This is a genomic window from Streptomyces sp. NPDC002669, assembly GCF_042889165.1.
GTDB lineage: Bacteria > Actinomycetota > Actinomycetes > Streptomycetales > Streptomycetaceae > Streptomyces.
The window spans coordinates 287,418-309,858 of record NZ_JBIAQQ010000004.1 but is presented as its reverse complement, the minus strand read 5'-3'; the positions used below and the strand labels follow the sequence as shown (position 1 = coordinate 309,858).

The 22,441-nt window shown below is 74.6% G+C and carries 19 protein-coding genes; 10 read left to right on the top strand and 9 right to left on the bottom strand.

Translation table 11 applies throughout. The features are described 5' to 3' along the window. Positions 1 to 15 precede the first annotated feature (15 nt). Both ACFYW1_RS08270 and ACFYW1_RS08265 read left to right on the top strand, forming a co-directional pair. A complete protein-coding gene (locus ACFYW1_RS08270) occupies positions 16 to 2,007 on the top strand; it encodes a potassium channel family protein (RefSeq protein WP_388988893.1) in 1,992 nt (663 codons plus the stop codon). A 154-nt stretch (positions 2,008 to 2,161) separates the two neighbouring features. After that, entirely contained in the window at positions 2,162 to 2,785 is a 624-nt protein-coding gene (locus ACFYW1_RS08265) for an exonuclease domain-containing protein (protein ID WP_388988890.1), read from the top strand. 60 nt (positions 2,786 to 2,845) lie between these two features. On the opposite strand, the gene trpS is transcribed toward ACFYW1_RS08265, so the two are convergent. The 3 genes from trpS to ACFYW1_RS08250 all read right to left on the bottom strand — a co-directional run bounded on the left by trpS (position 2,846) and on the right by ACFYW1_RS08250 (position 5,797). Further along, complete coding sequence (gene trpS / locus ACFYW1_RS08260; protein ID WP_388988887.1) at positions 2,846 to 3,937, bottom strand: tryptophan--tRNA ligase; 1,092 nt, start codon at positions 3,935 to 3,937, stop codon at positions 2,846 to 2,848. Positions 3,938 to 4,192: 255 nt separating this feature from the next. Next, complete coding sequence (locus tag ACFYW1_RS08255) at positions 4,193 to 5,332, bottom strand: Fic family protein (RefSeq protein WP_388988884.1); 1,140 nt, start codon at positions 5,330 to 5,332, stop codon at positions 4,193 to 4,195. A 54-nt stretch (positions 5,333 to 5,386) separates the two neighbouring features. Then, on the bottom strand, positions 5,387 to 5,797 hold the full coding sequence (locus ACFYW1_RS08250; RefSeq protein WP_388988881.1) for a VOC family protein: 411 nt from the start codon (positions 5,795 to 5,797) through the stop codon (positions 5,387 to 5,389). 241 nt (positions 5,798 to 6,038) lie between these two features. On the opposite strand from ACFYW1_RS08250, the gene ACFYW1_RS08245 reads away from it, so the two are divergent. Both ACFYW1_RS08245 and ACFYW1_RS08240 read left to right on the top strand, forming a co-directional pair. Next, positions 6,039 to 6,551: a SigE family RNA polymerase sigma factor gene (locus tag ACFYW1_RS08245; protein ID WP_388988878.1), complete on the top strand. Its 513-nt coding sequence runs from the start codon at positions 6,039 to 6,041 to the stop codon at positions 6,549 to 6,551. A gap of 63 nt (positions 6,552 to 6,614) precedes the next feature. Next, positions 6,615 to 7,889 carry a hypothetical protein gene (locus tag ACFYW1_RS08240; protein ID WP_388988875.1) on the top strand — a complete coding sequence of 425 codons (1,275 nt, stop codon included), beginning with the start codon at positions 6,615 to 6,617 and terminating at the stop codon, positions 7,887 to 7,889. 37 nt (positions 7,890 to 7,926) lie between these two features. Here the strand turns inward: ACFYW1_RS08240 and ACFYW1_RS08235 are convergent, their stop codons facing one another. Both ACFYW1_RS08235 and ACFYW1_RS08230 read right to left on the bottom strand, forming a co-directional pair. Beyond that, complete coding sequence (locus tag ACFYW1_RS08235) at positions 7,927 to 9,519, bottom strand: hypothetical protein (protein WP_388988872.1); 1,593 nt, start codon at positions 9,517 to 9,519, stop codon at positions 7,927 to 7,929. A 23-nt stretch (positions 9,520 to 9,542) separates the two neighbouring features. Further along, positions 9,543 to 9,683 (bottom strand): DUF6126 family protein, encoded by a 141-nt coding sequence (locus ACFYW1_RS08230; protein WP_384222821.1) that lies wholly within the window; start codon positions 9,681 to 9,683, stop codon positions 9,543 to 9,545. A 174-nt stretch (positions 9,684 to 9,857) separates the two neighbouring features. Here ACFYW1_RS08230 and ACFYW1_RS08225 point away from each other — a divergent pair, with 174 nt between their 5' ends. The 3 genes from ACFYW1_RS08225 (at position 9,858) to ACFYW1_RS08215 (ending at position 12,213) form a co-directional block, all read left to right on the top strand. Next, positions 9,858 to 10,949, top strand: a complete 1,092-nt coding sequence (locus ACFYW1_RS08225) for an LLM class flavin-dependent oxidoreductase (RefSeq protein ID WP_388988867.1) — start codon at positions 9,858 to 9,860, stop codon at positions 10,947 to 10,949. 5 nt (positions 10,950 to 10,954) lie between these two features. After that, on the top strand, positions 10,955 to 11,626 hold the full coding sequence (locus ACFYW1_RS08220) for an FMN reductase (protein WP_388988864.1): 672 nt from the start codon (positions 10,955 to 10,957) through the stop codon (positions 11,624 to 11,626). Positions 11,627 to 11,787: 161 nt separating this feature from the next. Continuing rightward, positions 11,788 to 12,213 (top strand): universal stress protein, encoded by a 426-nt coding sequence (locus ACFYW1_RS08215; protein ID WP_388988861.1) that lies wholly within the window; start codon positions 11,788 to 11,790, stop codon positions 12,211 to 12,213. A 78-nt stretch (positions 12,214 to 12,291) separates the two neighbouring features. Here the strand turns inward: ACFYW1_RS08215 and ACFYW1_RS08210 are convergent, their stop codons facing one another. Genes ACFYW1_RS08210 through ACFYW1_RS08200 form a run of 3 tightly spaced genes read right to left on the bottom strand, consistent with a single transcriptional unit; the run spans position 12,292 to position 15,693 of the window. After that, the gene (locus tag ACFYW1_RS08210) at positions 12,292 to 14,016 is read right to left on the bottom strand and encodes a hypothetical protein (RefSeq protein ID WP_388988858.1); all 1,725 of its coding nucleotides are present in this window, start codon (positions 14,014 to 14,016) and stop codon (positions 12,292 to 12,294) included. Next, on the bottom strand, positions 13,991 to 14,974 hold the full coding sequence (locus tag ACFYW1_RS08205; protein ID WP_388988855.1) for a hypothetical protein: 984 nt from the start codon (positions 14,972 to 14,974) through the stop codon (positions 13,991 to 13,993). The genes ACFYW1_RS08210 and ACFYW1_RS08205 overlap by 26 nt, the downstream gene beginning before the upstream one ends. Next, a complete protein-coding gene (locus ACFYW1_RS08200) occupies positions 14,971 to 15,693 on the bottom strand; it encodes a hypothetical protein (RefSeq protein ID WP_388988852.1) in 723 nt (240 codons plus the stop codon). The genes ACFYW1_RS08205 and ACFYW1_RS08200 overlap by 4 nt, the downstream gene beginning before the upstream one ends. 474 nt (positions 15,694 to 16,167) lie before the next feature. Here ACFYW1_RS08200 and ACFYW1_RS08195 point away from each other — a divergent pair, with 474 nt between their 5' ends. Continuing rightward, positions 16,168 to 16,872: a 4Fe-4S single cluster domain-containing protein gene (locus tag ACFYW1_RS08195; protein ID WP_388988849.1), complete on the top strand. Its 705-nt coding sequence runs from the start codon at positions 16,168 to 16,170 to the stop codon at positions 16,870 to 16,872. Here the strand turns inward: ACFYW1_RS08195 and ACFYW1_RS08190 are convergent. After that, the gene (locus ACFYW1_RS08190; protein ID WP_388988846.1) at positions 16,847 to 18,091 is read right to left on the bottom strand and encodes a macro domain-containing protein; all 1,245 of its coding nucleotides are present in this window, start codon (positions 18,089 to 18,091) and stop codon (positions 16,847 to 16,849) included. The genes ACFYW1_RS08195 and ACFYW1_RS08190 overlap by 26 nt on opposite strands. A gap of 254 nt (positions 18,092 to 18,345) precedes the next feature. On the opposite strand from ACFYW1_RS08190, the gene ACFYW1_RS08185 reads away from it, so the two are divergent. Both ACFYW1_RS08185 and ACFYW1_RS08180 read left to right on the top strand, forming a co-directional pair. Further along, complete coding sequence (locus ACFYW1_RS08185) at positions 18,346 to 20,766, top strand: serine/threonine-protein kinase (protein ID WP_388988843.1); 2,421 nt, start codon at positions 18,346 to 18,348, stop codon at positions 20,764 to 20,766. Beyond that, the gene (locus ACFYW1_RS08180; protein ID WP_388988840.1) at positions 20,763 to 22,418 is read left to right on the top strand and encodes a hypothetical protein; all 1,656 of its coding nucleotides are present in this window, start codon (positions 20,763 to 20,765) and stop codon (positions 22,416 to 22,418) included. Before ACFYW1_RS08185 ends, ACFYW1_RS08180 begins: the two co-directional genes overlap by 4 nt. Positions 22,419 to 22,441: the final 23 nt, after the last annotated feature.

The window sequence follows — 22,441 nt, the reverse complement described above, 5'->3', positions numbered from 1 at the left end:
GGAGAGGAGCAAGGCATGCTGGGACACGTGCCTCAGCTTCCCCAGCAGCCCCAACGTTCCCCGTTCAGCGGACACATGGTCGTCTGCGGAGACGACGCACTGGCCCGGCGGCTCGCCGTCGAGCTGCGCTACGTGTACGGGGAGCGGGTGACCCTCGTCCTGCCGCCCGGCCGCGACGACCGCAGACCCGAACTGCCGCTGGCCGGGCGGGGCCTGGCGGCGGCGCTGTTCGGCCGGATGTCCTCGGCGATGAACCGGTCCGGCGGCACCGGCGGGGCCGACGCCCTCGGCGACGACACCAACGCCGGTGTCGAGGCCGTCCGCGTCACGGAGGCGGCGGAACCGTCCGACGAGGCGCTGGAGGAGGCGGGCGTCGCGTCGGCCGCCGCGCTGGCACTGGTCTACGAGGACGACGAGCGCAACATCCGCGCCGCGCTGACCGCCCGCCGCATCAACCCCCGGCTCCGGCTGGTCATCCGGCTCTACAACCGCAAGCTGGGCCAGCACCTGGAGACCCTGCTCGACCAGGCCGCCGCCCTCGCCGTGCCCGGCCTGGACCCGGCCGCCCTGGACGCCTCCACCACCGTCCTGTCCGACGCCGACACCGCGGCCCCCGCCCTCGCCGCGACCGTCCTCACCGGCTCCAGCAAGGTCATCCAGGCGGAGGGCCTGCTGCTGCGCGCCGCCGAACGCACCCCGCCCGGCGAGGGGCAGATCGCCGACCCCGGCCTGTGCACCCTCGCGCTGCTCTCCTCCACCACCCATGACCCGGCGGGCACCGAGGGCTCCGACAGCAGCGGCGCCGAGGGTCCCCAGCTCCTGCCGGACGAGCGGCAGTTGTCGGCCGCCACGAACCGGGGCACGGTGGTCCTGGAGGCGGTCAGCCAGGCGGGCCCGTCCGGGCCGCCGCCCCCGATGGGCGGCCGGGGAGCACCGCTGAGCCAGGTCTTCTCGCGGCGGCTGCGCTGGTCGGCGCTGGGGGTCGGCCTGGCCGTGGTGGGCCTCGCCGTCGCCTCGACGCTCACCACCGGCGACGACCCGCTGCACGCCACGTACCTCACGCTGCTCGACCTGTTCGCGATGGGCGACCCGGCGGTCGGCGAACCGACGGCCCGCCAGCTCATCCAAATCCTCTCCGGAGTCGCCGGGTTGATGCTGCTGCCGCTGCTCGTGGCGGGCGTGCTGGAGGCGTTCGGCTCGATCCGCACGGCGTCGTCCCTGCGCCGCCCGCCGCGCGGCCTGTCCAACCACGTGGTGCTGCTCGGCCTCGGCAAGATCGGCACGAGGGTCCTCGTCCGGCTGCGCGAGCTCGGCATCCCGGTGGTGTGCGTGGAGGACGACCCGGACGCGCGCGGCATCCCCGTGGCCCGGCGGCTGCACGTACCGGTGGTCCTGGGCGACGTCACCCAGGAGGGCGTCCTGGAGGCGGCGAAGATCCAGCGCGCCCGCGCGCTCCTCGCCCTGACCAGCATCGACACCACCAACCTGGAGGCCGCGCTGTACGCCCGCTCGGTCAAGCACGACCTGCGGGTGGCGCTGCGCCTGTACGACGACGAGTTCGCCACCGCCGTCTACCGCACCCTGCGCACCGCGCATCCGCAGGCCGTGACCCGGTCCCGCTCCGTCTCCCACCTGGCCGCCCCGACCTTCGCGGTCGCCATGATGGGGCGCCAGATCCTGGGCGCGATCCCGGTCGAGCGGAAGGTGATGCTGTTCGCGGCGATCGAGGTGGCGGGCCACTCGCAGCTGGAGGGCCGCACGGTGGAGCAGGCGTTCCGGGCCGGTGCCTGGCGGGTCCTCGCCCTGGACGCCACCCCGCCCGAGGACCGCCTCCCGGACCTGGCCCTCCCCTCCCCGGCCTCCCCCGACCGCCCGTCCGGCCTGGTCTGGGACCTGCACCCCGGGTACGTGCTGCGCCCCCAGGACCGCGTGGTGATCGCCGCCACCCGACGCGGCCTGGCCGAACTGCTCCGCCGACGCCGCCCGGTGGCACCGACGAGGCCCTGACACCGACGGGGCGTGCCGGGAACGCGCCGGACCCTCGGCGAACCGTGACCCGCCAAAGAACCGGAGTCCGGCGAAGAACCGGGACCCGGCGAAAGCCCGGGACCCGGCGGAAAACCGGGTGCCCGGCATCCGCCCGCCCCCCTACCCTCCCCCCATGGACACCGACGCCGCCGGCCTCCTCAACGTGATCGACATCGAGGCGACCTGCTGGGACGGGCAGCCGCCGCCCGGCGCGGTCAGCGAGATCATCGAGATCGGACTGACCGTCGTCGACCTGCGCGCGGCCGGCGCCGCCTCCCCGGCCCGGCCGGGGTCGAGGAAGCCGGTGCTCCCGGGAAGGATCGCCCGCCACCGCATCCTGGTCCGGCCCGCCCGGTCCACGGTCAGCGCCTTCTGCACCGAGCTGACCGGCCTCACCCGGGCGGAGGTGGACACGGGGGTCTCCTTCGCCGAGGCATGCCGGCTGCTGGCGGCCGAACACCGCTCGGGGATGCTGCCCTGGGCGAGCTGGGGCGACTACGACCGCAACCAGTTCGTCCGCCAGTGCCGGGCGACCGGCACCCCGTACCCGTTCGGCCACCGCCACACCAACGCCAAGATCCCCTTCACCGCCGCCCACGGACTGCGCAAGCGCCCCGGCATGGCCCGCGCCCTGGAGATCGCGGGCCTTCCCCTGGAGGGCCGCCACCACAGCGGCGCGGACGACGCCTGGAACATCGCGGCCCTGATCCTGGACCTCGCGGCCCGGAACGCCTGGCCGGGGGAGCCCACCGCCTGACGGACCGGCCGGGCACACCACGGGAGCACCGGCCGGGCCGCCCGCACCGCACGCCTCGGCTCAGAGCACGCCGCCCATGGCCCCGCGCACCTCGTCCAGCGTCGCCCCGGCGATCTCGACGGCGCGCTCGTTCCCGGCCCGGAGCACCGACCGTACGTACCCCATGTCCCGCGCGTACTCGGCCCGCCGGGCCCGGATCGGCGCCATCCGGGTGTTGACGGCCTCGGTCACCGTCCGCTTGAGGACCGCCGCGCCGCCCCCGCCGATCTCCTGTGCCACCGCGTGCGGGTCGCGGTCCAGGCAGAGCGCCGCCAGCAGCACCAGCGACGACACCCCGGGCCGGGTCTCCGGTTCGTACGTGATGTGCCGCTCGGCGTCCGTCCTCGCCCCCTTGATCAGCCGGGCCGTCTCGTCGGCGGTGGCCCCGAGCGCGATGGAGTTGCCCCGGCTCTTGCTCATCTTGGTGCCGTCGGTGCCCAGGAGCAGCGGCGCGGCGGAGAGCAGCGCGTCCGGTTCGGGGAACACCGCCCCGTACCGCTCGTTGAAGCGGCGGGCGACGGTCCGGGTCACTTCGAGGTGCGGCAGCTGGTCCTGCCCGACCGGCACCAGGTTCCCCTTGCAGAACAGGATGTCGGCGGCCTGGTGCACGGGGTACGTGAACATCAGCCCGCTGACGGCGGACTGCCGGGAGTGCGCGATCTCGTCCTTGACGGTGGGGTTGCGGTTCAGCTCGGCGACGGAGACGAGACTGAGAAAGGGCAGCATCAGCTGGTTCAGCGCGGGCACGGCGCTGTGGTTGAAGACGGTCGAGCGTGCCGGGTCGATGCCGACGGCCAGGTAGTCCAGCAGCATCGCCTCCGTGTGCCCGGTGAGCCGGTCGGCGACGTCCCGGTCGGTGAGCACCTGGTAGTCGGCGATGATCACGAAGACGTCCACCCCGAGGTCCTGGAGCCGGACGCGGTTGTGGAGGGTGCCGAAGTAGTGCCCGAGGTGCAGCGGCCCGGTGGGCCGGTCCCCGGTCATCACCCGGAACCGCTCCGGGGCCCGCCGGATCTCCTCCTCCAGCTCGGCGCTGCGCCGCCGGGCGGACACGGCGGCGGCGGACACGGACTCGACGGCGGCGTCGGGGGCGGTGGCGGTGGCGGTGTTCATGGGATCTGTCTCCTCGCGGTGCTGGTTGCGTGGAGGACGGCCCGCCGGGATCGGCATCCGCACCCGTACGAGGGCAGAGAAAAGGGCCGTCCGTTTCGAACGGCCCTGATTCCGTGCAGAGGGAAGGCGGCCGCTCCTAGAAGGAGCGCCACCAGTTCCGGCACGGTGCAGAAGTCATGGGGCAGAGCCTAACGCGCCCCACCGCCCGGGGCACCGGTCTTTCCGGCCTCGCGTTCCTCGTGCGGCAGCACGGGATCACGTGGCGTAAGGGTTGCTGATGGTGTGATGCCGACGTGCTGTGGCCAGCACCCGCTCCGGAAACCGTGGTCCCGCGACGTAGTGACGGCCTTTCGTCCGGCCCACGGCCGTCAGCAACTGCGCCTTGGTGAGTGCCTGCAGATCCCGCGTGGCCTGCTGCGTGTTGAGCGCTTCGGCCTTCTCGTAGCGGCTGCGCCGCACCCGGCCGACCATCGCCACCTCGTGCAGCGCGGTGACCTGCCGCTCCGTGACGCCGTGCGCGCTCGTCTCCTCCATCAGCTGCATCCAGCAGTCGTTGGAACGGTCGACACGGCGCTGCACCCGTTGGGTCTGCTGGTGGTAGGCGAGCAGATTGAACCTGATCCAGGGCAGGGTGTCCCGCTCCGGGGACCAGACCGGCCCTCCGACCTCTCGCAGCACCTTGTAGTACTCCCAGGTGTTGCCCGGCATGCCCAGCCACTCCTCGATCGAGGAGAACTCCGGAGCGAGAACGCCGCCGCGCGCGATGAGGAGGGTCTGCAGCGAGCGGGACATACGGCCGTTGCCATCGGACCAGGGATGGATCTTCACCAGGTTCAGGTGGGCCATGGCGGCACGGAGCAGGACATGACTGTCCAGGTCCCCTTCGTCGAGCCACTCCACGAACTCGCTCATGAGCCCGGGAACCCGCTCCTGATCGGGCCCTTCGTAATCGGTGGCGAGCTCGTCGCCCGGCGCGGTGATCCGGATCGAGGTCCTGCGCCACTGCCCGGCGAGCTTGCGGGGGTGATGATGTCCCTGGAGCATCCAGTGCAGGCTGTTGAGGAGTTCCTTGCTGTAGCGGAAGTCGGCCACGTCGTGCAGTGACTGGATGTACGTCATGGCCTGCTGGTAGGCCAGTGTCTCCGCCTTGTTCTCGTCGCTGGCCTCGACCTCGCGCTCGCCGTCCATCAAGTCGGCGACGTCCACAGCATCGACCCGGTAGCCCTCGATCGTGTTCGACGCCGCGATGGCGCTGGCCGTCAGGGCCTTGCGCAGGTCAAGAGTCCATTTCGTCGGAACCTGCTGCACCGCGTGCCGCAACTGCTCGCGCAGACCGTCGATCTGCTCCAGGACCTGAAGGTCGGCCGAATCCAGGTGTGGCATCCCATACAGCATGACGCAATGATACCCAGCAACTATCATTCCTGCCCGGCGTGCCTTCTGCCGCCGTCAGGCGTTGGACCAGCTGCGGCGGCAGAGGACGAGCCGGTAGCCGTCCGGGTCCTCGACGGTGACGCCCCACTCGTTCCAGTACGGGTTCGGCGAGGGGACGCGGGTGCCGCCGTGGGCCAGCAGGCGCTGCACCGTCTCTTCCGGCACGGGTCCGTCGAAGTACAGGACGAGCAGGTCGTCGTCGGTGGGGCGCGGTTCGACGGGGTGGTCGCCGCCGTGGACGAGTTCGAGGTGCCAGGACGCCTCCGGGTGGCCGACCATCAGGAGGTCGTGCGTGCCGGCGGCCCGGCCCGCGTCGGCGCGGAACAGGACCGTGAGCCCGAGGCCGTCCGCCCAGAAGCGTTCGGCGGCGGCGAGGTCCCGGGACGGCCGGGCGAGGCGGATGTGGGTCTGTCCGGTGAACGGCACGCGGCGGGGGCTCCTCTGCGGTCGGCGGTGCGCCCTTCCGCGTACCGGCGACCGCAGCGTAGGCGGGCGGGGTGCCGGGCCGCATCGGTCCGGGGGCCGGTCGTGGTGCGGCCCGGGTCCTACGACCCCGGAAGGGGCCGCGCTCCCCGCGTTTTCCCGTACGACGAGCCGGGGTGAAACATCCTGCCGCCCCCGGCGCATCTGAAGGGTGTGGATGACGGGGCAAGGGGGAGGGTGGCGGATGAGACGGTCCCAGGAGAACGCCTTCCGGGAGTTCGCGGCGGCCCGCATGGGCCATCTCTTCCGTTCGGCGTGCCTGTTGACCAGCGGCGACACCCATCTCGCCGAGGATCTGGTGCAGGAGACGCTGGGGCGGATGTACGTGGTGTGGGGCAGGTCGTCGAAGCTCGGCAATCCGGCGGCGTACGCCCAGACCGTGCTCGTACGGGTCTTTCTGGCGCACCAGCGGAAGCGTTCGGCGGGAGAGCGGCCGAGCGACGACCTGCCCGAGGGGCCGGGGGCGAGCACGCAGGGTGACTCCCCGCTGCGGCTCACGCTCCTGGACGCGCTGCGGAAGCTGCCGGCGAAGGACCGTGCGGTGGTCGTGCTGCGGTACTGGGAGGACCGGTCCGTCGCGGAGACCGCGGACGTCCTCGACGTCAGCTCCGCCGCGGTGCGCACCCGCAGCACCCGTGCCCTCGCCCGGCTGAGGGCGCTGCTGGGCGACAGCATCGGAGAACTCTCCGCGCACTGATCGGCCCGGCGGTCAGCCCGGCGATCAACTCGACCGACGACGAGAAAAGGGTGGTGATTCGGCATGTCCGGAATGCAGGAGGACCTGGACGCCTTCGAGGGCGGGCTCGGTGACGCGCTGCGGCGCACCGGGGAGGGTTTCGCCATGGAGGGGCGCCCGCTGGTGGACGGCGGCGTCATGCGTGGCCGGCGCAGGCAGCGGCGCAGGCGGATCGCGGCCGTGACCGGCAGCGTCACGGCGCTCGCGGTCGTGGGGTTCGGGGCCTCGTACGCCACGGGGGCGCTCGGTGACGGTTCGGGACGCGGCGGGTCGGGCGTGGCCGCGGGGCCGACGGCGCAGGAGACTCTCCCCGCGGCGAAGACGTCGCCCGGCAGGGGGCCGGAACTCTCGGCGCAACAGGTGATCAGGACGCTGGAGGGGCTGCTGCCGGAGGGGAAGGTCAGCGGGCGGTCGGGGCGCGGCACGGCCGACCGGCTCGGGCCGTGGGCACACCTCGTCCTCGACGACGGCAGGGGCGGGGCCGCGATCGGTGTGAGCGTGGGAACCGTGGACCCGGACGGCACGAAGGCGAAACAGCTGCTCGAATGCCCCGACAAGGTCTTCACGCCCTACGACTCCTGCCGGACGGAGACCCTGGCCGACGGTTCGCGCCTGACGCTGCTGCGCGGGTACGAGTACCCCGACAAGCGCGTGGACACCAAGCGGTGGAACGCCCATCTCGTGACCCCCGACGGATACTCGGTCGACGCCAGCGAGTGGAACGCGCCCGCGGAGAAGGGCGCCGCCGTCACCCGGGACACCCCCCCGCTCACGGAAGGCCGGCTGAAGGCGCTCGTCACCTCCGCCGCGTGGCGGCCCGTGATGAACGCACTGGACAGGGCGGCCCCGGAGCCGGCCCGGCAGCCGTCGGCGCAGGGGCAGGACGGCCGGACGATCCTGCGGAAGTTCAAGTCGCTGCTGCCCCCGTCCGCGAAGGTGACCGCCGAACGCGGTGACGACGGGTACGCGTACGTCGTCGTGGACGACGGCAGGGGCGCGAGCCTGGTGCAGATCAACGTGCAGCCGAACATGTCGGATGTGGAGGAGAGCCTGTTCGGGGCCGGGGCGGAGGTGCTGCCGGACGGGACGAAGGTCGTCACGCACAAGGCGCCGGGCGAGAAGGGCGGCGCGGGCGTGGTGATGTGGACCGCCGACACCATCCGTCCGGACGGCCTCCGGGTCGTGGTGTCCGCGTTCAACTCCGGTTCCCAGCGGACGGAGGCCACCCGGGAGACGCCCGCACTGACCATGCGGCAGCTGAAGTCCGTCGCGACGAGCGGGAAGTGGGCCACGAAGTAGGGAGGCGGGGGCGGGCCCGCGGAGCCGTGGGCCCGCCCTACAGCCGCCCCAGCACCTCGTCGAACGCCGTGCTCCAGCCCCCTTCCGGGCCCCGGTTGTCCTCCGCCCTCGACAGGAGCAGGACCCTGGCGGGCACGCCGGCCGCCGCGTGGGCGGCGAGCCGGTGGTGGCCGTCCAGGACGGCGGCGACCAGGAAGCGCTCGGGGTACTCGGCCTCGACGTAGTTGTCCTCGACCCAGGCCAGGGCCAGGGCGGTGGGGCGGCGGCCCGCCGCGATCGCCGAGGCGTGCCGGGCCACCGTGTCCGCGTCGAGCGCGTCCAGGGGCTGGGACGGGAGCAGCACCCCGTACGTCGGGACCTCGCCGGGGACGCGGTCGCGCAGCTGGAAGTGGCCGGTGCCCGGCCAGTCGTCGCAGGGCTCCCCGCCGTACCGCTCGTCGTCCCCCCGCAGCCCGTGGCGGCGGGCCGTCCAGGACGCGGCCGGGTCGGTCACCCGCTCCAGGCCGAGGTCGAGCAGATGGGCGCGGTAGTGGCCGGACGGGAGCTCCTCGACGACCGGGGCCAACGCGTCGAGGACACCGGCGCCCAGCTCGTCCACGTCGGCCAGCGCGGCGCGCAGGCGGTCCGCGCCCGTCCGGGCCGTCCGGGGCGGCCAGCCGAGCAGGCCCAGGGTCGTCTCGCAGGTGCCGCAGTCCGAACCGACGTGGTAGACCCGCTCCCCGTCGATCCGCAGGGACTTGTCCCAGCGGGGCCAGGAGGAGCCGGGTGCGGGCGGGTCGTAGTCGATCCGGACGCGGCCCCGGCCGTCGTCGAGAGCGAAGTGCGCACGGCGCGGCGAATCGAGGACGAGGGGGCCGATCGACGGGGCGGGGCGGTGCTCCGGCGACCGCCGCGCCCAGGCGCGGCGCAGGGCCTCGTCGTGGTCGCCGTCCGGGGGAGTCAGGGGGAGCAGCGGGTCCTGGCCGGTCAGGGCGACCAGGGCGTGGTGCGCGTCCCAGGCCGGGACCCGCCCCTCCGCCAGTACCCGCAGGAGATGGGGTATCGCCGCGGGGTCGCCCAGCAGCTCCAGGGCCACGACGAAGGTGGCGTGGTCCAGGCCCGTCAGACCGGGCAGGCGCCGGGCGATCGCCGTCGTCCGCTCCCGCGCCCCGAGCCGCCCCAGCGCCAGGGCCGCGCGCCCGCGCAGGCGCTCGTCGTCCAGCAGTCCGTCGAGGAACGGTACGAAGCCCGGGTCCCCGGACAGCCCCATCGCGTCCACCAGGGGTTCCGTCGCGCCGAGCTCCCCGGCGAGCCGGTGCAGCTCGGCCGGCGGAAGTTCCAGCCGCCGCTGCACCGCCGTGCCCAGCAGCTCCCGTGCGTCGTCCCCGTCGATCGCGCCGGGGCCGTCCCCGCCGACCGTGCCCAGCAGGCTCAGGAACACCGGTACGGCCTGTTCGCCGAGGGCCCCGAGCAGCCAGGAGAGGTACCGCCGCCGGTCCTTCGGCGCCCGGCCGTAGCGGGCCCCGATCGCGTCGGGCAGCCCGGCGGGCGCCTCCTCGGCCAGCGCGAACACGGCGCTCCAGATGTCGTCCGCCGCGAACAGCGCGTCCAGCCGCGCCCCCGCGGCGCTGGCCGTACCGGTGCCGCCCACATCCCCGCGCCGTTCCGCCCGTCTCACTTCTTGGCGTGCTCGCCGACGTAGAACAGGATCCAGACGAAGCCCGCGAAGAGGTGCGTGGCGAAGACGTACACGAAGACGCGCAGCGCGACGCCGCGCTCCTTCCAGCGCTCGCTCCCGCCGCCGCTCTCGCCCACAGTGCCGCCTCCGTCCGGGCCCGGGTCCCGTCGTCGGCCCGCGCGTACCGATCCAGGGTACGCGCGGGGGCGCGACCCCTCCGCGAACCGTGGAATAGGTCAGGGGGGCACTCCGTTGTAGGGTGTGACCACATAGTTCAACGTTCAACCAAACTAGGTTTCTGGAGGCGGGCCATGGAGTTCGGCATCTTCACCGTCGGAGACGTCACCACCGACCCGACGACCGGCAGGACCCCGACCGAGAACGAGCGGATCAAGGCCACTCTCGCCATCGCGCAGAAGGCCGAGGAGGTCGGTCTGGACGTCTTCGCGACCGGCGAGCACCACAACCCGCCGTTCGTCCCGTCCTCCCCGACCACCACCCTCGGCTACATCGCCGCCCGCACCGAGAAGCTGATCCTCTCCACGTCCACCACGCTGATCACCACCAACGACCCGGTGAAGATCGCCGAGGACTACGCGACGCTCCAGCACCTCGCGGACGGCCGCGTCGACCTGATGATGGGCCGCGGCAACACCGGACCGGTCTACCCCTGGTTCGGCAAGGACATCCGCCAGGGCATCCCGCTCGCCATCGAGAACTACGCCCTGCTGCACAAGCTGTGGCGCGAGGACGTCGTCGACTGGGAGGGCAAGTTCCGCACGCCGCTGCAGTCCTTCACCGCGACCCCGCGCCCGCTGGACGGCGTCCCGCCGTTCGTCTGGCACGGCTCGATCCGCTCGCCGGAGATCGCCGAGCAGGCCGCGTACTACGGCGACGGCTTCTTCCACAACAACATCTTCTGGCCCATCGAGCACACCAAGAAGATGGTGAACCTGTACCGGCAGCGCTACGCCCACTACGGGCACGGCACCGCCGAGCAGGCCATCGTCGGCCTCGGCGGCCAGGTGTTCATGCGGAAGAACTCGCAGGACGCGGTACGGGAGTTCCGCCCGTACTTCGACAACGCGCCGGTCTACGGCCACGGCCCCTCCCTGGAGGACTTCTCCCGGCAGACGCCGCTGACCGTCGGCTCCCCGCAGGAGGTCATCGAGCGGACCCTGTCCTTCCGGGACGCCGTCGGTGACTACCAGCGCCAGCTGTTCCTGATGGACCACGCGGGACTGCCGCTGAAGACGGTCCTGGAGCAGCTCGACATCCTGGGCGAGGAGGTCGTCCCGGTGCTGCGCAAGGAGTTCGCCAACCTGCGGCCGGCCGGGGTCCCGGACGCCGCCCCCGCGCACCCGGCCGTCGTCGCCGCCCGCACCGCCACGAAGGAGGTCTGACCACCGTGTCCACCGAGCCCACCGCGTTCCTCACCGAGCCGCTGCGGATCGTCGCCGTTTCGGCGGGCCTGAGCAGCCCCTCCTCGACCCGGCTGCTGGCCGAGCGGCTGGCCGGCGCCGCCCGCGAGCGGCTGCTGACCGAGCAGGACCGCGCCGTCGAGGTCCGCGTGATCGAGCTGCGCGACCTGGCCGTCGACATCGCCAACCACCTGGTCACCGGCTTCCCGCCGGCCGCCCTGGACGAGGCGGTCAAGGAGGTGACGCAGGCGGACGGCCTGATCGCCGTCTCGCCCGTCTTCACCGCCTCGTACAGCGGACTGTTCAAGTCGTTCTTCGACCTGATCGACAACACGGCGCTGACCGGCAAGCCCGTCGTCGTCGCGGCGACCGGCGGCACCGCCCGCCACTCGCTGGTCCTGGAACACGCGATGCGCCCGCTCTTCGCCTACCTGCGGGCCACCGTCGCCCCGACGTCCGTGTACGCGGCGTCGGAGGACTGGGGCTCGTCCGGCGACGAGTACACCGACGGCCTGCCGTCCCGCATCCGGCGGGCGGGCAACGAGCTCGCGGCCATGATCACGGGCGGCGGGGCCCGGTCCGGGGCGTCGCGGACGCTCGGGCTCGACGACGAGGTCGTGCCCTTCGAGCAGCAGCTCGCCGACCTCCGTCTGGACTGACCGCACCCCGCGGCCGGTCCGGTGACCCGACCGGACCGGTCGGGGGCCCCGCCCCGGCGCCCCCGACCGGTTTGATTAGAGTTGGGGCGAAAGATGCGTCGTGCGGCTTTCTTTCCGTACGACGCCTCTGCGCACTGAGCCGAACCGAGCTGGAGGCAGAGATGGGCAGGATCGTGGTGGGCGTTGACGGCTCCGAGTCGTCGATCAAGGCACTGCACTGGGCCGTGCGCCAGGCGGAGCTGACCGGTGACACGGTGGAGGCCGTCAACAGCTGGGAGTACCCCGCGACGAGCTGGGCGTCGATGATGCCGGGCATGCCGGAGGACTTCGACCCGCAGGCCGTGGCGACCGTGGCCCTCAACGAGACGCTGGAGGAGGCCCTGGGCGCCGAGGGCGCGGCGGCGGTCGGCAAGGTCATCGTGATCGGCAATCCGGCCCAGGCCCTGCTGGACCGTTCGAAGGGCGCGAACCTGCTGGTCGTCGGCGCGCGCGGCTACAGCGGCTTCAAGGCGACCCTGCTGGGCTCGGTCAGCCTGCACGTCACCCAGCACGCGACCTGCCCGGTGACGGTCGTGCGCGACGCGTGACGCGTCCCGTGTGACACGGGGAGAGGGGGCCGCCCGCCGGGCGGCCCCCTCTCCCGTACCCGCCGGGCGGGCCCGTGCTCACGCGTTCCGGCGGACCGGGGGCGGCGGCGAGGAGGGCTTCGGCAGCAGGGGCCAGGTCCGGGAGAGCTTCATCGCCGCCTCGGTCACCGCGGGATCGCTCGACCGCTCCACCACCCCCTCCAGGAAGGCGTGGGCCGCCGCCTCGTACAGCTCCTCGGTGGCCCGCACCCGGGCGTCCACCGCCTCCCGGCGCCGGTCCGCGCGCTCCTGCGCCGTCTCGGTGAGCGAGCGGGCGCGGTCCACGGCGATCCGGGCCTCCTCCCGCTGCCTGACCCGCTCGGCCCGGCGTTCCAGGGCCGAGCGGTACGCGTCCAGGTAGGGGTGCTCCTTGAGCAGCCCCAGCAGGAAGCCGATGCCGCCGGACAGGAAGAGCAGCGCCACGAACATCCAGGTGATGGTCTGCGGGGCCAGGTGGAGGCTGTCCGCCAGCGTCGACGGCTGGGCGAGGTCCCCCGCGCCGTCGAAGTCCTCGATGTCCGACGACATCTCGACGGAGTCGGGGCGCCTGAGCACCAGCCTGGCCCGCAGATCGCCCAGGGCCCAGCCGGAGAACCCCCAGACCCCCAGCAGGGCCAGGGCCGGAAGGGCGGCGGCCTTGAGGGAACCGGTCGCCGCACGGTTGCGCAGGGTCCGCCCCGCCAGGTGCGGCAGCAGCACCATCAGCACGGCGGTGGAGATCGCCAGGGTGCCGGACAGGAAGTCGCTCTCCATGCTGCCCGTGCCGTGGAAGGGCTGGAAGGCGACCCAGTAGATCGGTATCTCGACCGCCGCGATGACCAGGAGCATCGCCCAGACCAGCCAGGCGGGCAGGCCCGGACGGGTCGGCATGCCCTCCCAGCCCGGTTCCCGGCCGGGCGGCGGGACCATGCCGCCGAGGAGTTCCGGCCCCCGCTCCCCCACCGGGGCGGGGCCCCGGCCGTGGACGGGCCCGCCGGGGCCCGGGTCCCCGGCGGGATCGAGCGACTGCCAGTCGTCGTCGGCCGCACCGTCGTCCGGCACCGGCACCGGCGCGGGCCCGGCCGCGGGATCGCGCCCGTCCCGCCGGGCGGGTTCCTCCCCGGGGCGGGCACCGGCCGGTTCCCCCGCCGGGCGGCCTGCCCCCTCGTCGTCGCCGGGGAACTCCGCGTCGGGGAACCGGGCCCGGATCCAGCGGCGTTCGACCCGCTCCCGGACCCCGTCGCGGAACCGGTCCCACCGCACGGCACGGGCCGCGAGCCGGTTCAACTCGCGCCAGGAGGACCGGACCTGCTCGTCGGCCTCCCGCACCAGCGCGTCCTGCAGGCGGCTCTCCACCTCGGCCGCCTCCACGTCCGACCTGGCGCGCGCGTCCCGCACCAGCTCCCGGTCCTCCCGGTCCGCCGCCTGCGCCCACAGCTGCGCCCGGAGCGTGTCGCGCACGGAGGCGAGTTCGGCGAAGTAGGACGCCCGGCCCGCACCGCCCAGCACCCAGGGGTCGAACGCCCCCGACCGGACGGTCCGGCCGCGCACCAGGAGCCGCTTCCTGCTCGCGGCCTCCTTGGCCCCGCGCTTGCGGGCCTGCTCGATCAGCCGCCGTTGCTCCCGGTCCGTCAGGACCAGCGGACGGCGCTCGGGCCCCTCGTCCGGGGCCGTGACCCTGCGGTCCGCGCCCCGGCGCCCGTCCCTCGCGCGCAGCGGCCCCGGAACCCTGGCCCGCCGACGGCGCGGCTCCCCGGGGTCACTTCCGGTAGTCGTCGTGGACATGTGCCTTCGCCCTCCTGCTCAGGATCTCGGACCAGAACGCGTCGAACGGCCGGTACTCGCTCGGCCTGGCGTCGTGGCGCATGCCGTAGCCGACGGGGTAGACGTCCATCCCGGCGATCCCCGGCACGCCCCGAGCGCCGAGCAGGGTGTCGACGGCCCGTTCGCGGCTCTCGTCCGTCCCGATCTCGCTCACCCGGAGCGTGAACTCCTTGTCGGCCTGCTCGAAGTCGCTGACCACCAGCAGGCTCGGCGTCTCCTTGCCGGACGGCATGGCGTCCCCGATCCGCGCCAGGGCGCCGATCACGTCCGAACCACCCTGGGTGCGGGCGCACTTGAGCATGGTGAGCGCGCCCTGGATCGCCACGACCCGCGCCGACCTGCGCAAGCTGTCGCGGTCGGTGGTCTCCTCGGCCGGCGGGTCGAGGTCCACGTCCCCGACCCGGCAGGAGGAGGTCTGCGAAGAGCGGGTGACCGGGGCGAAGGCGAGGGTGCCGCAGCGCCGGTCGGTCAGGAAGGGGACCAGCGTGGACTTGAGCTTGGCCTCGGCGTCGAAGCCCCGGCTGCCGGCCGCCCCGGAACCCGATCCGTCGATGACCAGCCCGCACGGCGTGCGGGGGGCGTCGGCCTCGGCGGAGGCGGTGCAGCCGGTGACGGCCGCGAGCGACGCCATGAGCGACGCCGCGAGCACCAGGGCGCGGGCGGTGCGCCGGAAGCGGCCGGACCGGGGCGGACGACCGGGCGGGTGGGGCACGTTCATGGCTCTCTCCGTGTTCGTGCGGTGGTTCGCGGTCTCCTGGCAGCGGTGGGGCCCGGCCCCGTGGAAGCGGTGGTTCGCGGTCTTTCCGCGCCGGTGGTTCGCGGCCCCTCGGAAGCGGTGGGTCCCGGTCTCCCGGAAGGCGTCGGCGGTCGTCGGCCGTGCGGCGCGCACCGGGGCGCCGGCCGGGTCCGGGCGGGTCATCCGGGGCCCCGTCCCGCCCCCGCCGGGGTGCCGTTCCCGGCCCCCCGCACGGGCTGTGCGTCGAGGACGGCCAGGGCGCGGGTCACCGGGTGGCCGGCCCGGTCCGGGGCCGGGGAGGGCCACAGCCCGCCGTCCCCCCGCAGCCAGTCGTCGGTGTGCTGCCAGGACTCGTGGAGGACGACGCGACCTGGCAGCCAGTGCGGCCCGCACGACGGGAACGGCCCCTCGTCCGGCAGCGGATGAACCTGCGTCAGGACGGCCGTCCAGTAACGGGCGAGCCGCTGGTTCGCCTCGTGGGTCAGGACCTCGGCCCGGGACCGGCACACCCCCGCCGAGGCCCGCCACACGCCGATGAGTTCGCCGTACCGGGCGAGGGCGGCCGGAGCGGACTCCCCCGGCTCCTCGTAGCGGTCGGCCACCCGCACCGACTCGGAGTGGATCCGCGCGCACAGTTCGCGCTCGTCGTGCAGCAGCCGCGAGCGCAACTGGTCGGCCCCGCGCGCCGCGGCCGCCCGGATGCCCTGCACGTGCGGGGTCAGCAGCTGCGGGAACTGATCGGTGACGTCCCGCGGCAGGTCGTCCGGGTGCGGCAGCGCGGCGATCCGGTCCCGGAGGCCGGGTGCGTCCCTGCGGCCCTGATGTCGGTCGTGAATTGCCGTGACCCGGTTGTGCCAGGCATACCGGGCCGCACTGATGAAACCATTCGTGTCGGCTCTCATGGCGAAATCCCCTTCCCCCGCGCGGCCGCCTTCCGGCAGCCACCCTTTCTCCGTCCGGGCCCGCTGCGGCATCCCGTTCCGAGCGGCGCGACCCGGCCGCCGCTCCCGCCGTTCCGCGCCTTCCGGCGGGTCGCCCGAAGAGCCCCGAAGCCGGCTCGGGGAAGCGGGCCGCAATCGACCGGACAATAGAAATTACCGGCCTTTCACCTGCGCATTCGGCCCTGCGGGCATTTCCCGGAATACATCCGGAACAGGCCCGGAAATCGACCGGACGGCACCCGGAAACGCCCGGAGAACAACCGGAGGAAATGTGCCGTGCCCGGCCCGTCCGCCGGATACTCGTTGGCGGGGGGACGTCGACGGCGCCCGGCGGCATCCGCGGGGCGTCGTCGGCGTCCGACGGCATCCGCCGGCGTTCCCGGGCCCGCTCGGCGGCACCGGGGCGGGCGGTCCGGCGGGAAAGGGGGAGGGCCGGTGCGGATCGAGGTCGACGCGACGCACTTCCCGCTGGAGACGCTGGGGCCGGGGCGCCGGCTGGGCATCTGGTTGCAGGGCTGCCCACTGGCGTGCCCCGGCTGCATGTCGCGGCACACCTGGGACCCGCGGGGCGGTGAACCCATGGACGTGGAACGGCTGTTGGGGCTGTGGCGGGACGCACTGGACCGGGGCGCCGCGGGCCTGACGGTGAGCGGCGGCGAACCGCTCGCCCAGCCCGCGGCCCTGGCCGAGCTGCTCCGGGGCGCCGCCCGGCTGCGGTCCGGACTGACCCGCCCCGGCGCGACCGGTGACGGGCTCCCCGCCGACCTGCTGGTCTACACCGGCTACGAGGAGTCCGAGCTGGACGCCGCCCGGCGCGCCGCCCTGGCGTCCGCGGACGCCGTGGTGACCGGGCGGTTCCGGGTCGCCGAGCCGACCGGGCTGGTGTGGCGCGGCTCCGCGAACCAACGGCTGACGCCCCGTACCGGCCTCGGCCGGATCCGGTACGCGCCGCACCTGGACCGGGAGGCGGACGGACCGGCGGTCCAGGTCGTCGTGGAGTCCGGGCGGACGTCCGGCGAACCGGCCGGGCTTCCCGCGGTACGGCTCTACGGCGTACCGCGAATGGGCGAACTACCGCGTTGGGAAAGGTGGCTGAAGGACCGTGGGCTACGACTCAGGGAGCGGAGCTGGCGACCGTGAGCAGCTTCGCCAGTTCGGGGCGCTGGGCCACCAGGTGCACCGTCCAGGACGGGTCGCGGCTCAGCTCCTCGCGGACGGCCCAGCACAGCCAGCTCGCCGCCTTCTCCGGCGGCAGCCCGTGCCCCGCGCCGAGCAGCGGGAAGCAGAGGGAGGAGAGCGGCGGGTCGTACTTGTCGCGTTCCGCGCGGGCCAGCCGGAAACTGGCCGAGACCGCCTCCGCGAGAACGTGCGGATCGACCCGGTAGCCGTGGCCGTCACTGGTCGGCGCCGCGACGGCCGCGTGGTGGATACGGCGCACACCGCGCTCGGCGAGGGCGCCGGGCGAGGTCGGCACGACGGTGCCGGGACGCACCGGGAGCCCGGCCCGGCCGTGGGCCCGCATCCACTCGACCAGTTCCCGCACGAGGACGTCGTCGACCGTCTCGCCGCTCTCGTCGCGGATCGCGGCGGCCCGGCGCAGCGACCCGGAGACGGTGGAGCGGAAGGTCTTGGACATCTCCAGGTAGATGTTCTCCGAGGACACCAGGATGTCGATGTCCCGCAGCAGTTCGATGGACGCGACGTGCACGGTGATGCGGTGCGCGGCGGCGGCCGGCAGCGGCGGCCCGGTCAGCCGGGTCGGCGGATCGGGCACCGGGTCCGAGGACCGCACGGACAGCGTGCCGGCCTCCGGCACGGCCGGCACCGCGGGGAGTTCCGGGGCCGTCGGGGGCGGCCCGGCGGCGGACGTCCGGGCCACCGCCAGTACCGCCAGCGCCAGTTCCGCGATCACCTCCCGCTCCTGGCTCTTGCGGAAGCGTTCGGGCGTGACGCCGTAGACGGCCGCCGCGGCCCTGCGGCGGTCCTGGCCCGGTACGCCCCGCCGGTCCGGCAGCAGCCCGAAGGTGTGGGCCGCCGCCCTGGCGAGCGGATCGCCGCGGGTGCCGTCGGCGGACAGGGCGTTCCCGCCGAGGTGCCGGACCCCGGCCTTCAGCAGCGTCTCCACGCCGGCGGCCTCGTCGTCGAACCCCCTGCACAGGCCCGCGGCAGCGGCCACCCTGATCAGGGCCTCGGGCCGCAGGGTGCGCAGGCCCGACAGACCGGGCCGGCGCAGCGCCCGCAGCTCCGCGGCCAGCCGTTCGGCGCCGGGCAGCGGCGGGACGGGGGCGGGCGGGGTCTTCGGGGGCGTGGGTTCGTGGGGCTCCGGAGCGGACGAGGAGGGCGGGGTCTCCTGGCTCATGCCCGACACGATATGCCCGCCCGTCCGCCTGCGGGAGCGCCTTTCGGCAACCTTGTCGGGCCGTCCGAAACCGAACGGCGGACGCGCCGCCCCGACGCCCGCGCCGATGCCTGCGCCCATGCCCGTACCGGCTCCTGCCCCGGCAACTCCCGCGCCATGAAACGGAATTCTTCGATCCGGACCGGTGCGGCGGCTGCCGCGCCCGTATCCGCGCCCGCGCCCGTCCTCGTCACCATCACCGGAAGGCATGTCGCATGACTGTTCCGCCGCCGCCCACCGAAATGGATGTCGACGAGACCGGTACCGGCCACCACGATCCGCGGGACGCGGAAACCCGCAGGGGGCTGGACCGGGTGCCGGCCGCGCTGGCCGGGCGCTTCGACCTGACCCAGGTGCTGAGCGACGTCCGCCGCCCGTCCCAGGCCGTGGTGCTGCGGGTCAAGGACCGGGAGGCCCGGCACGCGCCCGCCGACGTGCCCCTCGTGCTGAAGTGGTACCACCACCGGTTCGGCCCCGACCCCGGCGTCCGCCGCATCCTGGCCGAAAGGCCGGACGGACCGCACGGGCCGGGCGGGCCGAGCGGATCGGGCGGGCCGGGCGGGCCGAGCGGATCGGGCGGGCCGGTCGCCCGGCTGCTGGAGAGCGGGACCGCCGACGGCCACCCCTACGACCTGACCCTCTCGTACGGCGAGACCGACCTCGCCCGCTACCTCGCCGACCACCCCGGGCCGCTGCCGCCCGCCCTGGTCCGGGCCGTCGTGGAGCAGCTCCACGCGGCGCTGGTCGCCATGCACGCGCGGGACGTCGTGCACCGCGACGTCACGCCCGACAACATCATGGTGCGCATCCAGAACGAGGACCGCCCCGAACTGGTGCTGATCGACTTCGGCGCGGCGGTGCACGAACCGCAGCGCGACCGGCCGCGGCGGCGCGGCTGGGTGGGCAAACCGCTCTACCTCGCGCCGGAGGCGGCCCCGCACCGGCAGGCCGTGACCCCCGCCGTCGACTGGTGGTCGCTCGGCATGGTCGTCGCCGAACTGGCCGGCGGCAGCCACCCGATCGACTTCCGCGGCGACGAGGAGGTCCTGACCGAGGTCGCCACCCACGACCCCGAACTCCCCCTGGTGACCGACCCCCGGCTGCTGACGCTCTGCCAGGGGCTGCTCACCCGCGCCCCGGAGAACCGCTGGGGCGGCGAGCAGGTGGCGGCCTGGCTGCGCGGGGAGAACCCGCCGGTCGCGCCCCGCACGTCCGGCGCCGCCCCGCACGACCTGCCGCCCCGGCGCACCCTGCGTCCCTTCCCCTTCATGGGCCGGGAGGTCACCGGCGCCGAGGAGCTGGCCCGCCTCCTGGACATCAACCGCGTCGCCACCGGCCGGCTGCTGTCCCGCCGGGCCCGGCGGGCCGAACTGGTCGAGTGGCTGGGGCAGTTCATCGGCTCGCCCGACCGCGACGCCGAGGAGAACGAACGGCTCGTCGCCCTGCGCACGGAGCTCGCCGAACCGCCGGACGCCCGGACCACCACCCGGCTGATCAACTGGCTGGGCCCGCGGCTGGAGGTCTCCCACCACGGGCAGCGCCTGGACACCCTGGGCATCCGGGAACTGACCTCGGCGGTCGTGAACGGCGACGCCGAGGCCCACGCACTGCTGGACGACCTGCTGCGCCACGAGCTGCTGCCCCTGCTCGCCGAACGGCCGGGCGGCGCCGGGCTCGACGAGGTGCACCGGCGGTGGATGCGACACCGGGCCGCCTGGCGGCCGTTGACGGACGAGATCCTGGCGCGCGGCCCCCGGGACCGGGGCGCCGCCCGCGCCCGGCTGCGCCGCGGCCGTACCGTCGACGCGCTGCTGCTGCGGCTGGCCCACGAGCCGGGCCGGGTCACGGTGGAACTGACCCGGGACGCCGACGCGACGCGCGCCGCCATGCCCGTACCCGTCGACTGGTACACCCGGCTCGTCGCCGACCCGGACGACGCCCCGCGCCTGCTCGTCGCACGGCTGCTGGCCGACGTCGCCACCGCCGAGGCCGTGGTGCGCCGGCGGGAGCTGGCCGAGGCGGAGGCCGTCCGGCTGCTGGCCGCCGACCAGGACGCCGCCCTGGCCTGGATGCGGCGGATGGAGCGGCCGCCGACGCTGGGCTGGGCGCTGCTCGGCGCCGTGCTGGCCACCGTTCCGTGGGGGTTCCTGATCGGTCTCGCCGATGTCGTCGGATGGGCCGATCAGGAGGCGGTCGTGCTCGCCTGGGCGCTGGCCCTGCCCGCGGCCGCCGCGGTGTTCGCCCTGGAGCTGTCCGCCGCGGCGTTCATCGGGCCGCCCCAGTACCACCCCCGGCGGTCGCTCGCCGGACGGCTGATCGCCACGTCGGAGCGGCCCGCCCGGTTCGCCCGGTCCCGCGGTCTGCGCACCCTGCTGCCGTCGGCCGCGCTGCTGGCCGCGGTGGTGGCCCTGGGCGTCCACTCCGTCACCACCGCGCCCTGGGCCTGGCCGGTCGGCACCGTCGTGGCCCTCGCCGTCTGGACGGTGTACCGCGCGGTCTCCTGGCGCCTGGAGGTGTCCCGGCTGCGCACCGCACAGGCCCTGAACCGGAGCGGAAACCGGGCCGGACCCCGTGCCGGGAACCTGAACGGAAGCCAGGCCGGAAGCCGGGACGGAAACCCTGGAGGACGCCGATGAGCGCCGGAATCGCCCTGCCGTCGGTCACCGAAGTGATGCCCGGGGTGGGCTACGCACCGGCCGACGGCCTCGCCTCGCACATCCAGACCCTGGCGCACCCCGACGTCGCCCATGTGCCGGGGGTCGCGGACGCCGCCCACCAGGCCGCCGGGCACCTGACCGATGCCGCCGCCCAGGGCCTCCAGGAACTCCTCGCCCCGGCGGCCGCCGCCCTGGGCGCGCTCAGCGGGGCGCTGCTGGCCGGCCGGGCCGCCCTCGTCACCACCCAGGTGCTCGCGGCGGCGGCCGTACGGGCCGCCGAGGAACAGTCCTGCCTCGAACACCGGCAGGAGGTGGCCGCCACCGCCGCCCGGCAGTGGGAGGCCGCCGCCTTCGCCGCCGCACGGGCGAACGCGCGGCGGGCGGCGCTGCTCGCCCGGGTGCGGCGGGCCGCGCGCACGGCCCCGCCCGGCGCGCCCCGGCCGCCGCGCCCCGGCCTTCCCGGCCCCCTCGACCCGGTGGGCACGCCCCTGGCCCGGCTGCGCGAGGAGCTGGCCGTCCTGGAGGACCGGACGCTCCGGGCCGAGGCCGCGCACGCCGACTGGGTACTGCGGACGACCCCGCCTCCCTTCGCCGAACCGGAGCAGGACGACGCCTGGCAGCGCGAACTGCGGGCCCGGCGCGCCGCGGTGCTGGACGGGCACCGGTCGGGGCCGGACGCCGCGCGGGACGCCGACCCCTCGGTGGCCCGCCGGGCGGACGAGGCCCTTCCGCAGCCGCCCGGCGCGGAGGAGCTGCGGCACGAGGACGCCGTACGGATCGGGGCCGAGCTGCTCGCCCGGCTCGACGTGGCCGCCACCGCCGAGGACGCCGCACCGGCCACCGCGGCGGTGCGGCACGCCATCGCCGCCGCCGCGACCCGCCCGCTCAAGGCCCGTACCCATCTGCGCGAGGCACGCCGCTTCGTCGCCGACACCAACCGGGCCGTACGGGCCCGCCGGTACGCCGAGGAACGGGCCGCCGCACAGCTCCACTTCCTGGAGACCACCGCCCCGCGGGACGCCGACCCGCTGCCGCCCGCCCCGGCCGAGACCGCGCTGCTGCGCCGGATGCTCGACGAGGGCCGCCGGCTGGAACCCCACGAGCAGCGGCAGGTGGACGACCGGGTGGCGGAACGGCTGGCGGAGCTGGAACGCCGTTACGTCGAGCGGATGTTCCGGATCGCGGTGTCGGGAACGGACCGCTGCGACGCCCCCGCCGCCGACTCCTCGCACCCGCGCGAACGGCTCGTCCGCCTCGACTGGACCCCGCCCGGCTGGGGCGACGAGCACTGGCTGCGGATCGTCCTGGACGGGGAGCGGGCCAGGGTGGCCACCATGCGCCGCGAGCAGCCGGGGCCCGGGGCCCGCGACGCCGCCGCGCTCGCCCTGGACGGGGAACGGTGCCGCGGGGCCGCCGGTCACCTGGACCGGCTGCGGGAGATCACCCACCGGCTCGGCGTGGCCCTGGACTTCGTACTGGAGGAAAGCGGGACCGTGCCCGGCACCCGGGGCGAGGACGGCGTCCTCGTGCTCGACGAGGACACCGCCCGCACCGAAGAAAGCAGGGGCCGCAGGGACGTCAGGGACGAGGTCCGGCCCCGGCACCGCACGGCACCGGCCGACGAACGCTGACGGCCCACGCGCACACGATCGGG

What these genes read in the sequence shown, in the direction of transcription:
- ACFYW1_RS08270 (WP_388988893.1), top strand. Translation starts at nt 16, where the DNA reads ATGCTGGGACACGTGCCTCAGCTTCCCCAGCAGCCCCAACGTTCCCCG.
- ACFYW1_RS08185 (WP_388988843.1), top strand. Translation starts at nt 18,346, where the DNA reads ATGACTGTTCCGCCGCCGCCCACCGAAATGGATGTCGACGAGACCGGT.
- ACFYW1_RS08190 (WP_388988846.1), bottom strand. Translation starts at nt 18,091, where the DNA reads ATGAGCCAGGAGACCCCGCCCTCCTCGTCCGCTCCGGAGCCCCACGAA.
- ACFYW1_RS08265 (WP_388988890.1), top strand. Translation starts at nt 2,162, where the DNA reads ATGGACACCGACGCCGCCGGCCTCCTCAACGTGATCGACATCGAGGCG.
- ACFYW1_RS08255 (WP_388988884.1), bottom strand. Translation starts at nt 5,332, where the DNA reads ATGCTGTATGGGATGCCACACCTGGATTCGGCCGACCTTCAGGTCCTG.
- ACFYW1_RS08205 (WP_388988855.1), bottom strand. Translation starts at nt 14,974, where the DNA reads ATGACCCGCCCGGACCCGGCCGGCGCCCCGGTGCGCGCCGCACGGCCG.
- ACFYW1_RS08180 (WP_388988840.1), top strand. Translation starts at nt 20,763, where the DNA reads ATGAGCGCCGGAATCGCCCTGCCGTCGGTCACCGAAGTGATGCCCGGG.
- ACFYW1_RS08200 (WP_388988852.1), bottom strand. Translation starts at nt 15,693, where the DNA reads ATGAGAGCCGACACGAATGGTTTCATCAGTGCGGCCCGGTATGCCTGG.
- ACFYW1_RS08210 (WP_388988858.1), bottom strand. Translation starts at nt 14,016, where the DNA reads ATGTCCACGACGACTACCGGAAGTGACCCCGGGGAGCCGCGCCGTCGG.
- ACFYW1_RS08240 (WP_388988875.1), top strand. Translation starts at nt 6,615, where the DNA reads ATGTCCGGAATGCAGGAGGACCTGGACGCCTTCGAGGGCGGGCTCGGT.
- ACFYW1_RS08245 (WP_388988878.1), top strand. Translation starts at nt 6,039, where the DNA reads ATGAGACGGTCCCAGGAGAACGCCTTCCGGGAGTTCGCGGCGGCCCGC.
- ACFYW1_RS08225 (WP_388988867.1), top strand. Translation starts at nt 9,858, where the DNA reads ATGGAGTTCGGCATCTTCACCGTCGGAGACGTCACCACCGACCCGACG.
- trpS (WP_388988887.1), bottom strand. Translation starts at nt 3,937, where the DNA reads ATGAACACCGCCACCGCCACCGCCCCCGACGCCGCCGTCGAGTCCGTG.
- ACFYW1_RS08215 (WP_388988861.1), top strand. Translation starts at nt 11,788, where the DNA reads ATGGGCAGGATCGTGGTGGGCGTTGACGGCTCCGAGTCGTCGATCAAG.